The sequence below is a fragment of the Nesterenkonia aerolata genome, assembly GCF_031470965.1.
GTDB lineage: Bacteria > Actinomycetota > Actinomycetes > Actinomycetales > Micrococcaceae > Nesterenkonia > Nesterenkonia aerolata.
Genome location: NZ_JAVKGR010000005.1, coordinates 25969 through 38274 on the forward strand (window position 1 = coordinate 25969; position 12306 = coordinate 38274).

Consider the following 12306-nt stretch of genomic DNA (forward strand, 5'->3'; position numbering starts at 1 on the left):
ACTCCTTTGGTATACCAAGTGGCGGTAAGAGCATGCCAAGAGGTGTCAAGAGCTGTCAACTGAGGCCTGTCGTCGGCGTGCCACTTCGCGAAGGATCGTGCGGAAGGCGACTTCGGCGGGAGTGTGGACCCGCTCGTCGCGCTGGGCCAGCAGCACACGGCGCACCGGTGCCTGCGGGCCCAGCGTGAGGACACGGACGTGGGGATGCTGCACCGCGACGGCACCGCGCGGCGCCATGGCTACCCCGATGCCCACGCTGACCATCGCCTGGGCCTCCTGATAGTCATTGGCGTAGAGCGCGATGGACGGGCGGAATCCGGCGTCCTCGGCGGCGCGTTCGAGCACCTCGACCACGGGGTGTCGGTTGGCTCGGACGATCCATGACTCGTTGCGCAGCTGTTCGAGTCGCACGTGACCGGCCTCTGCCAGCGGGTGGTCACGTGAGACCAGGATGACGGACTCCTCGTGGAAGAGCTCCTCGAGTCGGATGCCCTCGATCTGCACCGGCCTCCACGGGTACTCCCAGAGCAGGCAGAGATGCGAGACGCCGCGTTCGAGATCTTCGAGGAGGACGTCGAAGCGTCCGCTGGTCAGGGAGAGGTCGATGGCGGGGTAGCGGCTAGTGAAAGTCTCGATCACCTCGGGCAGGAATGAGGCGGCCACTGTCGGGAAGGCCCCCACCACCAGGGAGCCTCGATTCCCCTCAGTGAGATCACGCAGGTCCGCTTCGGCGGCGTCGAGGTGCCTGAGGACCTTGCGCGCGTGGTGAGCCAGGGTGTGTCCGGCGTCAGTGGGGGAGACGCCCCGGGTCTGGCGTCGCACCAGTGGTTGGCCGACCTCCCGCTCGAGCTTCTTCAGCTGCTGGGAGACGGCTGAGGGTGTGTAGCCGAGTTCATCGGCGGCGGCGGTGACGGAGCCGGCTTCGATGACGTGAACGAGTATGACGAGTCTCTGTGGATTGAGCATGGAAAGACCATATAGCTCCACTACATGATCTGTCAGTAACAGTTCATTCGGCTAAAACCCTTCCTCGCAGGGATCTGGCGGCTCAGCGCTGCGGGACGGGATGTGCGGGGAGCCGTATGGGGGATCAAGACATGTAGCACTGCTACATGAACTGAAAGAAATCGAACATTGTGTGAATTCTCGAGCTGTCTCACACTAACTATGACCCAGCACACAGTGACCTGGGGCACATGTGGCATGACAGGGGTCTGCTCAGTGCAGGGCATGACGTGAAGCGGCATCCAAGAGAAGGACGAACTATGGAGATTCCGGCGCAGTGGATACGCGGAGGCACCAGCAAATGCTGGGTCTTCGAGGACTCCGATATCGCAGCCACCGGCCACGGCCCCGATGATCTCCTGCCTCGGATCTTCGGCAGTCCCGATCACCGTCAGATCGACGGCGTCGGAGGAGCCAGCTCCACCACCAGCAAAGCGATGATCCTCACCAAACCCCAGGAAGACGATCTCGACGTCATCTTCCGCTTCGCCCAGGTCGGTATCGAGGAGCCGGTGGTGGACTGGGGCAGCAACTGCGGAAACTGCTCCACCACTGCCGGACTCTATGCCGTGGAGAACGGCTGGGTGGAGCTGGCCCAGGACGTCACCGTGGTCCGTACGTACAACACCAACACCGGACAGCGGATCATCCAGCGCATCCCCACTCCCGGCGGCAGCCTGCCCGCGGCACTGCAGGCGCACATCCCCGGGACCGTCCATCCCGGCCACGAGGTCGGGCTCGGCTTCGTCGATCCGGCCGGCAAGACCACAGGTCGCCTGCTGCCTACCGGGCAGGCGCGCTCCACGCTGCAGATCGATGGTCGCGGATTCCCGGTCACCCTCATCGACGCCGGCGCACCGGCGGTCTTCCTGCCCGCGGCCGCGGTGGAACTGGCCGAGGTGGCGCACAAGGACTGGAGCGATGCCGTCGGTCCGATGCTCGGCACGCTCGATGCGCTGCGCCGCGCAGCAGCGGTGGCGATGGGCATGGCCGAGAGTCCCGGGCAGGCCGAGCGCGCAGTGCCCAAACTGGGGATCGTCGGACCGCCGCGCCACGAGGACGCCGATCTCGAAGTGCTCATGCTTTCCATGGGGGCGCCCCACCCGGCGATGCCCATCACCGGTGGCGTGGCCGTCACCACCGCTGCCTTCACCCCGGGGACGTTCCCGCATGAGCTCGCCCGAGACGCCACCTCAGGCTCCGTGGCCCCGGACGGTGTGCGCAAGCTGCGGCTGGCCACCCCGGCAGGCGGCATCGTGACGTTCTTCGACGAATCCGGGACTGATCTCGTCGTCGGCGCGGATCGGACGGCGCGACGGCTGGCCACCTCGACCCTCTACCTGCCCGACAGCTTATGACGACTCACGGCAGCGAGCAGCTGATCGACGTGACTGACAAGACCCACTTCTCACGCAGCGACGTCTGGAGGACGCCATGACTCGTGACACCACCGGCCCCAGCGCCACGGCAGGGTTCAACCGCCGCCGGTTTCTGATGGGCAGCGCCCTGGGCGGCGCAGCGGCCCTGCTCTCGGCCTGCGCACCGCCGCAGGCATCCTTCAACCCCTCCGGTGCGGGGATCACCGACGTCGTCGTCCCCTACGCCACTGGGGGCGGCACCGATACCTGGGCGCGGTTCATCACTCCTTATGTGGCCGATGTGCTCGAGGGTGTGGACCGCTATCAGGTGGAGAACATCACCGGCGGCGAGTCCGTCACCGGCACGAACGCCTACGTGGATTCCGGAGTCGACGACGGCCGGTACCTTCTTGTCAGCTCCGCGACCACCTATTTCAACGGGATCTTCGGTCAGAACAACGTGCGCTATGACTTCACCGAGATGGTCCCGCTGATCCTGCACGGCACCGGGGCGGTGATGTATTCCAACGATGACAGCGGTATCACCTCGATGGAAGATCTGCTCAACCGCGGCAAGGACGCCAACTTCGGCGGAATCTCGGCGGCGGGTCTGGACCTGATCCCCGTCTTGGCCATCAAGGTCCTCGGTGGAGAGATCGGCAGTGTCTTCGGGTTCGAGGGCAACGGCCCGATCCGCCTCGCCCTGGCCCGCGGAGAGGTCGACGTGGCGTTCGACACCACCTCGACATACCTGGGTCAGATCTCCTCGGACGTCGAATCCGGTGACGCCCACCCGCTGTTCTCGGTCGGCATTCGCGATGACAACGGTGAGGTGGTCCGTGATCCGGCGATGCCGGAGATTCCCACGCTGGAGGAGATCCACCGTGATCTGCACGGCACTGATCCCGAAGGGCCGGCCTACGAGGCGTATCAGGCCTTCGTCACCTCAGGCTTCTACTACCAGAAGGGACTGTGGTCGAACGCCGGCACCTCAGAGGACCTTGTCGATCTATACGCCGAGGCGGTCGAGACGCTCAACGCCGACGAGCAGTTCCTCGACGAGGCCGCCGGGGCCCTGGGCGGCTATGAGCTCATGCCCGGACGGGGCAACGGCGAGATCTTCCGCGAGTCGCTGATGATCAGCGACGAGACCCTGGCATTCACCCGCCGCTTCCTGACCGAAGAGCACGGCGCTGCTCTCGACTGACCGGAGGACTACCTCATGCTTGACGCTGCAAGCCAGGCACTGGCGAGCTTCGCCGACCCCTCGATGCTGCTCTTCCTCGGAATCGGGGTCCTCGTCGGCCTGATCGTCGGAGTGCTCCCCGGCCTCGGCGGGACCGGCGCGGTGGCGGTGCTGCTGCCCTTCGTCTTCGTACTGGAACCGAACCAGGCCGTGGCCATGATCATCGGCGCGGTGGCCGTGGTGCACACCTCAGATGTCATCACCTCCGTGGTCCTGGGGATACCGGGCTCCGCCTCGGCGGCGGTCTTCCTCCTCGACGGCCATGAGATGGCCAAAGAGGGCAAAGGCGGACGCGCGCTCTCCGCGAGCTTCATCAGCTCCACCATCGGCGGCCTCATCGGAATCGTCGCGCTGACCCTGGTGGTGCCGGTGGCACGGCCGGTGGTCACTGCCTTCGGCTCACCCGAGATCTTCATGCTGATCCTGCTGGGCATCTTCCTCACCGCCCTGCTCTCCAAGGGGAACATGGTCAAGGGCCTGCTCATCGCCGTCTTCGGCTTGGCTCTGGGCATGATCGGCATCTCGCCGGTCTCGGCCGAATACCGCTACACCTTCGGCTCCGAGTTCCTGATGGAGGGTGTGGGGCTGGTCGCGGTGGCCCTGGGAATCTTCGGCGTGGCCGAGATCATCCACTTGGTTGCCCACCGTGCGGCCGTCTCGGACCAGAGCATCTCCCTGGGCGGCGGCTGGGCCCAAGGCGCCCGGGACGTGCTGCGTTATAAGGGGGATGTGCTGCGCGGCTCCGCCGTCGGTGTCGGCACCGGCATCCTGCCCGGCGTGGGGGCTACAGCGGGAGCCTGGCTGGCCTACGGGCAGGCCCAGGCGATCGGCGGCCGCAAACCCGGTGCGCGATTCGGCAAGGGCGATCCTCGCGGGGTCATCGCCCCTTCGGCCTCCAGCAACGGCATCGAGTCCGGTGCTCTGATCCCGACCCTGCTCTTCGGGGTCCCGGGAGCCGCGCCGTTCGCCCTGCTGCTGGGCGTGCTGCTGATCTTCGGCATCCAGCCAGGCCCTGAACTGATCGAGCAGGAACTCGATCTCGTCTACTTCATCGTCTGGTCCTTCGCGATCGCCAGCCTCGTCGGTGCGGTCCTGGCCTTCTTCATGGCGCGGCCGCTGACCAAGCTCAGCTTCATCCGCTTCCCGGTATTGGCCGCTGCACTGGTGCCGCTGCTGTTCATGAGCGGCTTCCAAGAGCCGCTGAACCTCAATGTCTTCTACGTGATGCTGCTGCTCGGTGGAGTGGGCTGGGTCTGCAAGATCACCAGCATCCCGCGGGCGCCGTTCCTCATCGCCTATGTGCTGGCCATTCCGCTGGAGCGCTACTACTTCATCACCGTCTCGGCCTTCGATCCCGGTGAGTGGATGACCCGGCCGTTCGTGGTGGCAGTTGCGGCGCTGCTGATCATCGCCGTGGGGTGGACGCTGTACAAGAGGTTCCGTGCACGTTCGGTCCGTTACGCAGAGCTGAACAAGGACGTCACCGTCGATGACGTCGAGTCACTGAAGGTTCCCCCGTTCGTCGGTGTGGCCACCAGCGGACTGATGCTCCTCTTCTTCCTCGTGGGTCTCATCATGGCCTTCGACTTCTCCGAGACCGGACGGCTGTTCCCCTTCATCGTCGGCGGTGCCGGGGTGCTGCTGGGGCTGCTGTCCCTGGTCGGCGATCTCCGCGAGGTCCGCAGTGCCGGCGGCTTGGGCCGCGTGGAAGGGGAGTTCCGTCAGCAGGTCAAAGTGGTGGCGATCTCGGCACTGTGGCTCCTGGGATTCATCTGGGCGGTGTTCGCCATCGGGATGTATGCCGGAACGGCGGTGTTCTGTGTGATCTTCCTTCTGGTCGTCGCACAGATGAAGCCGCTGGCGACTCTGGTGTACACCGTCGCCATCGTCGGCACACTGTACATGTTGGCGAGCTTCGCCGAACTCGTCCCTCCTGTGGGCTGGCTCTTCTGAGAGAGGGCGCGTGCTGCCGAGGGGAGGTGGATCGGGGACGATAGACTCGCCGCACCACAGAAACCCGTCGGCACGCGGCGGGGTGAAGGAAGGACGGAGTCGACGTGACGATTCTGGAGACGATCCGATCCCCGCAGGATCTCACCCGCCTGAGCGAGGAGCAGCTGGAGCGCCTCACCGAGGAGATCCGTGAGTTCCTGATCGCCAATGTCTCGAAGACCGGCGGACACCTGGGGCCGAATCTGGGTGTGGTGGAGCTGACCCTGGCGATCCATCGGGTCTTCGACTCTCCCCGCGATTCGATCATCTTCGACACCGGGCACCAGTGCTATATCCATAAGCTGGTCACCGGGCGTCAGGACTTCACCACGCTGCGGCAGCAGGGTGGGCTCTCCGGATACCCGGAGCGCGCCGAGTCCGTCCATGACATCGTCGAGTCCTCCCATGCCTCGAGCTCATTGTCCTGGGCCGACGGCATCTCCAAGGCCCGCGCACTCTCCGGCGAGTCGGACCGCTCCGTGGTGGCGGTCATCGGCGACGGCGCCCTGACCGGGGGCATGGCCTGGGAGGCGTTGAACAACATCGCTGCGGACAAGGACCGGCGAGTCGTCATCGTGGTCAATGACAACGGCCGCTCCTATGCGCCGACGGTCGGGGGATTGGCCGAGCAGCTCAACGGCCTGCGGCGCACCTTCCTGGACAAGGTCCGCACCCACCGCATCTACGAACAGGCCGTCACCGACACTAAACGCCGCCTGCAGGATGGCGGAGCGGTCTCTCGGATGGTCTACCGCGGGCTGCACGCGGCGAAGAAGGGGGCCAAGGACTTCTGGGCGCCGCAGGGTCTCTTCGAGGACCTGGGGATGAAGTACATCGGCCCCGTGGACGGCCACGATCAGCGCTCTGTGGAGGAGGCCCTGGCTGATGCGCGGAACTTCGGCGGCCCCGTCATCGTCCATGCGCTGACCGAGAAGGGCCGCGGATACGCCCCGGCACGGGCTGATGAGAACGACCAGTTCCATGCCGTCGGCGTGATCGACCCGGAGACCGGTGAACCGGTCAGCCGGGGCGGGGCACGGTCCTGGACCTCAGTCTTCGAGGAGGAGATCACCTCGATCGCCGAGGAGCGTGAGGACATCGTGGCGATCACCGGGGCGATGACGATTCCGGTGGGGCTGCGCAGCTTGGCTGCCTCGTATCCGGACCGCGTCTTCGACGTCGGCATCGCCGAGCAGCACGCCCTCACCTCGGCCGCTGGACTGGCCTACGGTGGGATGCACCCGGTGGTGGCGGTCTATGCGACCTTCCTCAACCGTGCCTTCGATCAGCTGCTGATGGATGTGGCGCTGCATCGGGCCGGGGTGACTGTGGTTCTGGACCGGGCCGGTGTCACCGGCCCGGATGGCCCCAGCCACCACGGCATGTGGGATCTCTCTCTGCTGCAGATCGTGCCGGGGCTGCAGATCGCCGCACCGCGGGATTCCTCCCGCTTGCGCGAGGAGCTGCGTGAGGCCGTGGGTGTCGACGACGCCCCGACAGTGGTCAGGTTCTCCAAGGGTGCGGTCAACGGAGAGATCGAGGCTGTGGAACGCCTCGACGACGGCGTCGATGTGCTGTGGGCTTCGGCTGATGCCAGCCAGGCTGCGCGTCGCTATGAGAACGACGTGCTCATCGTCTCGGTCGGGACGATGGGGGAGCTGTCTCTGGACGTCGCGCGACGGTTGGCTGACCAGGGGATCAGCGCCACGGTGGTAGACCCCCGTTGGGTGCTGCCGGTGCCGGACTCCGTGGTCTCTCTGGCGGCACGGCATCGCATCGTGGTCTGTGTGGAGGACGGAGTGCGCGCCGGTGGGGTCGGCTCGCGGATCCGCCAGACGATGCGCGAAGCCGGTGTGGACACCGCGCTGAACGAGGTCGGGCTGCCGGTCGAGTTCCTCGCCCACGGCAGCCGGACAGAAGTCTTGGAGCGTGTGGGGATGACCGCCCAGCAGATCGCTCAGGATACCGTCGGTCAGGTCCTCGGGACGAAGGTGCCCTTCGCCCGTCCGCTGCCCGGGGAGGCCCTGCCGGCCGGAGAGATCCCCGAATTCGACGGAGACCACCACCGAGACCACCACAGCAGCTGAGCCCATCCGCCCGGGCTTACCCGCTTCCCGGACCTATCCGCCGGGACCTATCCGATGAGGCCTCTCTGGTGGGGTCTCCCCGAAGAGGAGTGTGAGACGGCCATGATCACTGTCTTCCGCCGCGACCCTGAACAGGGCTGGAGCTACCGCGAAGCCTGGTACGACGAGACTGACCGGGAGTTCGTCGTCCACCACGGCATCGTTGGCACCAACGGTCAGGTCACGGCCGAACCGGCCCACGCCGAAGAAGCCCGTGCACTGATGGAGGGCTTCGAGGCGCAGTGCCGTGAGGACGGCTTCAGCACACCGGATGAGGAACAGCTGCACAGGGTGGCAGTCATGCTCCCGCTGCGCACCGCAGAGCCGAGCGCCTCAGAGCGCCGCAATGCTGACCAGGTGCATCGCGCCGTGCTGGTGGGCTTGGCATGGAAAGGCCTGGGAGCGCTCTCAGACCCGCAGGTGCAGCCCCTCGACACCGGAGGACACGCACTGGTGATGACGGCACGCACAGTGCACCGCCGCAAAGCCCGTGAAGCCGTCCACGCTGCGGTGAAGAGCACAGACGTGCCGCCGTCGAAGGTCAGCATCAACGTCTCCTGAGAGTTCAGGGCGCCTGCACTGCTCAGACCAGGACCTCGACCGAGCCGCCCTGAATCCGGGCCTGGAACCGGGTCAGCGGCTCCCGGGCAGGGCCCGCCTCGGCGTCGCCGGAGTCCAGCGCGAAGACCGAACCGTGGCACGGGCAGTAGTAGCGTTCCTGTTCGGCCTCCACCCGGCATCCCTCATGCGTGCAGACCGCCTCGAAGGCGTGGACCTCATCATCAGCCGCGCGATGCAGCACCAGGAGATATCCAGCCACCTCAGCGTCTGCCGTACTGCCCACCGGCAGGTCTTCGGCAGAGGAGGCCGCCTGCCAGTCGGAGCCCTCGTGGACCGCCTCAGCGCCGTCGTCCTGCTCATCCGAGCAGCCGGTCAGAGTCCCGACGGCGCCGAAGGCTGCCGCGCCGAGCCCTGCGGTGCCATAGGCACCGGAACGCAGGAATGCTCGACGCGGGCAGCCGGACGCGCCCGGTACGGCTGTCGCATCAGCCATGGTCAGTGGAAGGTCCGGCCCTTGACGCGCTGGCTGGCCCCCACCTGGTCCAGGTACGGGGTGATGCCGCCACGGTGCATCGGCCACCCGGTACCGAGGATCAGGCACAGGTCGATGTCCTTGGCGGAGGCCACCACGCCCTCATCCAGCATGAGGCCGATCTCCTCGGCCAGAGCATCCTGGACCCGGGTCAGCAGCTGATCCCGAGTCAGCTGCTGACTGCCCTGGTTCAGCAGCGCCCTCGTGGAGTCCGCGATGCTGGGGCGGCCGTCCGCGTCGACGCTCCAGATCTCGGTGACCCCGGCGTCGATGAGGGCCTGCAGGTTCTCTGAGACGTAGAAGCGCTCTCCGAAGGATCGGTTGAGCGATTCGGTGACGTGATGAGCCACCGGGATCCCCACCATCGCCAGCAGGGTGAACGGGCTCATCGGCAGCCCGATGGGCCGCAGCGCGGTGTCGGCGGTCTCGGCGTCGGTGCCCTCATCGAAGGCTCGCTGGATCTCACCCATCAGCCGCAGCAGGATCCGGTTGACGACGAACGCGGTGGAATCCTTGGTCAGCACCGGGGTCTTGCGCAGCTTCGCGGCGAGATCGAAGGCCGTGGCGATCGCCTCATCGGTGGAGCTCGGTGTCCGGGCGATCTCGATCAGGGGCATGACCGCCACAGGGTTGAAGAAGTGGAAGCCGATGACACGCTCCGGATGCTCCAGATCCGCGGCCATCTCAGTCACGGACAAGGAGGAGGTGTTCGTCGCCAGGATCGTCTCAGCCGGAACGATGCGCTCCAGCTCGGCGAAGACCTGCTTCTTCACCCCGATCTCCTCGAAGACCGCCTCGATGACGAAATCGGCATCGGCGTAGACCGACTTATCGGTGGAACCGGTGACCAGACCGGCCAGAGCCTCGGCCTGATCGGGGCTGAGGCGTCCCTTCGAGGCCAGCTTCTGCGCCTGGGACCTGATGTACTCCAACCCCTTGTCCACACGGGCCTGGTCCAGATCCGAGATGACGACCGGCACCTGCAGGTGCTGGGCGAAGACCATCGCCAGCTGAGCAGCCATGAGCCCCGCGCCGACGACGCCGACCTTGGTGATCTGCCGGGGTGCCGCCTCCGGCACTCCGGCAGGCCGCTTGGCACGGCGCTGGACCAGGTCGAGGAAGGCATAGATGGTGTTGGAGAACTCATCGGTGAGCATGAGGTCCGCCAGGGCCTCACATTCGGCCTGCCGTTCAGCTTCACGGTCACGATCGCGGCCTGCGGCGAACTCTTCGAGGGCCCGCAGCGGAGCCGGGGCCGACTCGCCGGTCTTGGCCGCGACAGTGGCTCGGGCCGAGTCCAGTGCCCGTTGCCAGGCCGCATCACCGGTGTCACAGGCGCGGTGGGCCTGCAGCTGTTCCAGCGTCTGGGCCTCGCCCCGAACCACGGCGGAGGCGAAGGCCAGAGAATCGGTCTCGAAGGTCTCAGCAGCGCACTGCGCATCGGCGATCCCGAGATCATAGGCCTCACCGCCGCTGAGCGTGCGGTTGTTGTTCAGGGCATTGTGGAAGATCACCTGAGCCGCGGCCTCAGGCCCGATCATCTGTGGCAGCCGCCAGATGCCACCCCACCCGGGGATGAGCCCGAGGTAGGCCTCCGGCAGCCCCAGCCTTCGCGCACCGGCGGAGACGGTGCGGTACTGTGCGGCCAATGCGATCTCCAGCCCGCCGCCCAAAGCGGTGCCGTTGATGAAGGCGAAGCTCGGGACGGGGAAGTCCTCCAGCAGGTCATAGGCGCGGTGCCCCAGCTCGGCCATCATCCGGGCCTGCTCGGGGGTCTGCAGGCTCTCGACACCGGAGAGGTCGGCTCCGGCCACGAGGAACCCGGGCTTACCGGTGACGCCGAGGGCGACGATCTCACCGGACTCGGCCCGGGGCAGCTGGGCGGCGATCGTCTCGCCGAGCTCCAGCAGGGAGCGCGCCCCCAAGGTTGTGGGGCGCCGGGGGTCATCGTTGTCGAGTCGGATCAGTGCCATCGTGCCGGCTCCGTCGGGGAGCTCGACATCTTCGAGGCGGCTGTGGGTGACCACTTCGGCGGTGAAGCTCTCCGCGAAGTCGCGGAATCGGCTGAAGTTGGCGGCGTCGGCGGAGATCTTCCGGGGCGTCTGAGTCATGAGGTGTCCTCCCAAGGGGGCGAAAGGTCGTGCAGTGCGTCGCAGATCACATGCTACCGGCGGGTAGTCTCTCGTGCCACAGGCGCCGTCACAGCTCTTCCAGCGGGTCTGGATCCAGTAAGGCGACGGTGACGACAGCCGCCGTCTGCTGGATCTGCCAGGGTCGTGCTCCCAGCTCCCGCAGGAATGTGGAGACGGTCTCCAGGTCCACCGGTTCCGGCGGGGACCAGCACAGCTGCTTCAGCACAGCCGGCACCAGGAGCGTCTCGGCCATCACCTGCAGCTCGTCGGCTCGGTACGCCAGACGTTCCCGGGCTGTGCGGTATCTGCGGAACGCCAGGGGTGCGCGGTCCCGCCAGGTCCGTGGAGCGGGCGGTCCGGTGCTGGTGCGCCGCTGCAGTGAGGGCGGATCCTCGCTGTGGGCGCCGTCGTGGAGGGCGCGCAGCCACCGGGGAGCCTCTCGCCGAGCACCCCGGCCGTGGAAGCCCTCGACGGCAAGCAGCTGCGGCACAGTGCGCGGCATCGCACGCGCGGCGGCGACCAGCGCGGAATCCGGGAGGATCCGGCCCGGCGCCACATCCTTGCGCTCGGCGAGATCCTCCCGCGCGTTCCAGATCTCCCGGAGCGCGCCGAGTGCTCGCGGGCTCTTCAGCCGGTTGATCCCCGAGGTCTTCCGCCACCGCTCAGCTCGTGGGGCGCTGGCCGGACGCTCAGTGCGCAGATGCTCGAACTCCTCGGCCGCCCACTGACTCTTGCCCTGCTCGTCGAGCAGGGAGATCAGCCGTTCGCGCAGTTCGATGAGCAGTTCGACGTCCAAGGCGGCATAGCGCAGCCAATCGGCCGGAAGCGGACGGGTGGACCAGTCTGCCGCCGAATGTTCTTTGGCCAGCCGCACCCCCAGCAGTGATTCCACGATGGCGCCGAGCCCGACCTTCGGCAGACCGCAGAGCCGGGAGGCGAGTTCGGTGTCGAAGAGCGCATGCGGGTGCATCCCCAGCTCAGCCAGGCAGGGGAGGTCCTGTGTGGCGGCGTGGAGGATCCACTCGGTGCCCTCCAGCGCGTGCTGCAGGGGAAGCAATGAGTCGAAGGGCTCGGGGTCCACCAGCCAGAGACCGGAGCCCTCCCGTTTGAGCTGGACCAGGAAGGCGCGCTGGCCGTAACGGAATCCGGAGGCGCGTTCGGCATCGACGGCGACTGGGCCGGTGCCGTGGGACAGCGCTTCGGCGCAGCGCTGCAGCCCGCGCGGCTCATCGACGACGAACGGCACCCCGTCTTCGGGTTCGGTCATCAGCGGGGGGCGGTCTGGGGTGTCCATGACCTCGTCGTGCGGGGTATGGCTGCTCTGGTGATCTCGGGGCGTCATGCGGGAAAGGGC

At 66.8% G+C, this 12306-nt stretch carries 9 protein-coding genes; 5 read left to right on the forward strand and 4 right to left on the reverse strand.

Annotated features, from left to right (window positions below; translation table 11 throughout):
* Positions 1-45 precede the first annotated feature (45 nt).
* Entirely contained in the window at positions 46-966 is a 921-nt protein-coding gene (locus tag RIL96_RS06000; protein ID WP_310548111.1) for a LysR family transcriptional regulator, read from the reverse strand.
* A gap of 299 nt (positions 967-1265) precedes the next feature.
* Between RIL96_RS06000 and RIL96_RS06005 the strand changes: the two genes are divergently transcribed.
* The 5 genes from RIL96_RS06005 (at position 1266) to RIL96_RS06025 (ending at position 8288) form a co-directional block, all read left to right on the forward strand.
* Entirely contained in the window at positions 1266-2363 is a 1098-nt protein-coding gene (locus RIL96_RS06005; protein WP_310548112.1) for a PrpF domain-containing protein, read from the forward strand.
* 76 nt (positions 2364-2439) lie between these two features.
* Positions 2440-3570: a Bug family tripartite tricarboxylate transporter substrate binding protein gene (locus tag RIL96_RS06010; protein ID WP_310548113.1), complete on the forward strand. Its 1131-nt coding sequence runs from the start codon at positions 2440-2442 to the stop codon at positions 3568-3570.
* Positions 3571-3585: 15 nt separating this feature from the next.
* Positions 3586-5562: a tripartite tricarboxylate transporter permease gene (locus tag RIL96_RS06015; RefSeq protein WP_310548114.1), complete on the forward strand. Its 1977-nt coding sequence runs from the start codon at positions 3586-3588 to the stop codon at positions 5560-5562.
* Between the two features lie 104 nt (positions 5563-5666).
* Complete coding sequence (gene dxs / locus RIL96_RS06020) at positions 5667-7688, forward strand: 1-deoxy-D-xylulose-5-phosphate synthase (RefSeq protein WP_310548115.1); 2022 nt, start codon at positions 5667-5669, stop codon at positions 7686-7688.
* 102 nt (positions 7689-7790) lie between these two features.
* Positions 7791-8288, forward strand: coding sequence for a hypothetical protein (locus RIL96_RS06025; protein ID WP_310548116.1), 498 nt, complete (start codon positions 7791-7793; stop codon positions 8286-8288).
* 22 nt (positions 8289-8310) lie between these two features.
* Here RIL96_RS06025 and RIL96_RS06030 read toward each other — a convergent pair whose 3' ends face one another.
* From RIL96_RS06030 to RIL96_RS06040, 3 genes are all read right to left on the reverse strand, one after another.
* The gene (locus RIL96_RS06030; RefSeq protein WP_310548117.1) at positions 8311-8781 is read right to left on the reverse strand and encodes a Rieske (2Fe-2S) protein; all 471 of its coding nucleotides are present in this window, start codon (positions 8779-8781) and stop codon (positions 8311-8313) included.
* A gap of 2 nt (positions 8782-8783) precedes the next feature.
* A complete protein-coding gene (locus RIL96_RS06035) occupies positions 8784-10931 on the reverse strand; it encodes a 3-hydroxyacyl-CoA dehydrogenase NAD-binding domain-containing protein (protein WP_310548118.1) in 2148 nt (715 codons plus the stop codon).
* Between the two features lie 88 nt (positions 10932-11019).
* Positions 11020-12294 (reverse strand): HRDC domain-containing protein, encoded by a 1275-nt coding sequence (locus RIL96_RS06040; RefSeq protein ID WP_374761856.1) that lies wholly within the window; start codon positions 12292-12294, stop codon positions 11020-11022.
* Positions 12295-12306 lie beyond the last annotated feature (12 nt).

Excerpts from the sequence above, each read along its gene's own strand:
- RIL96_RS06000 (WP_310548111.1), bottom strand. The coding sequence starts at position 966 with ATGCTCAATCCACAGAGACTCGTCATACTCGTTCACGTCATCGAAGCC.
- RIL96_RS06005 (WP_310548112.1), top strand. The coding sequence starts at position 1,266 with ATGGAGATTCCGGCGCAGTGGATACGCGGAGGCACCAGCAAATGCTGG.
- RIL96_RS06010 (WP_310548113.1), top strand. The coding sequence starts at position 2,440 with ATGACTCGTGACACCACCGGCCCCAGCGCCACGGCAGGGTTCAACCGC.
- RIL96_RS06015 (WP_310548114.1), top strand. The coding sequence starts at position 3,586 with ATGCTTGACGCTGCAAGCCAGGCACTGGCGAGCTTCGCCGACCCCTCG.
- RIL96_RS06025 (WP_310548116.1), top strand. The coding sequence starts at position 7,791 with ATGATCACTGTCTTCCGCCGCGACCCTGAACAGGGCTGGAGCTACCGC.
- RIL96_RS06030 (WP_310548117.1), bottom strand. The coding sequence starts at position 8,781 with ATGGCTGATGCGACAGCCGTACCGGGCGCGTCCGGCTGCCCGCGTCGA.
- RIL96_RS06035 (WP_310548118.1), bottom strand. The coding sequence starts at position 10,931 with ATGACTCAGACGCCCCGGAAGATCTCCGCCGACGCCGCCAACTTCAGC.
- RIL96_RS06040 (WP_374761856.1), bottom strand. The coding sequence starts at position 12,294 with ATGACGCCCCGAGATCACCAGAGCAGCCATACCCCGCACGACGAGGTC.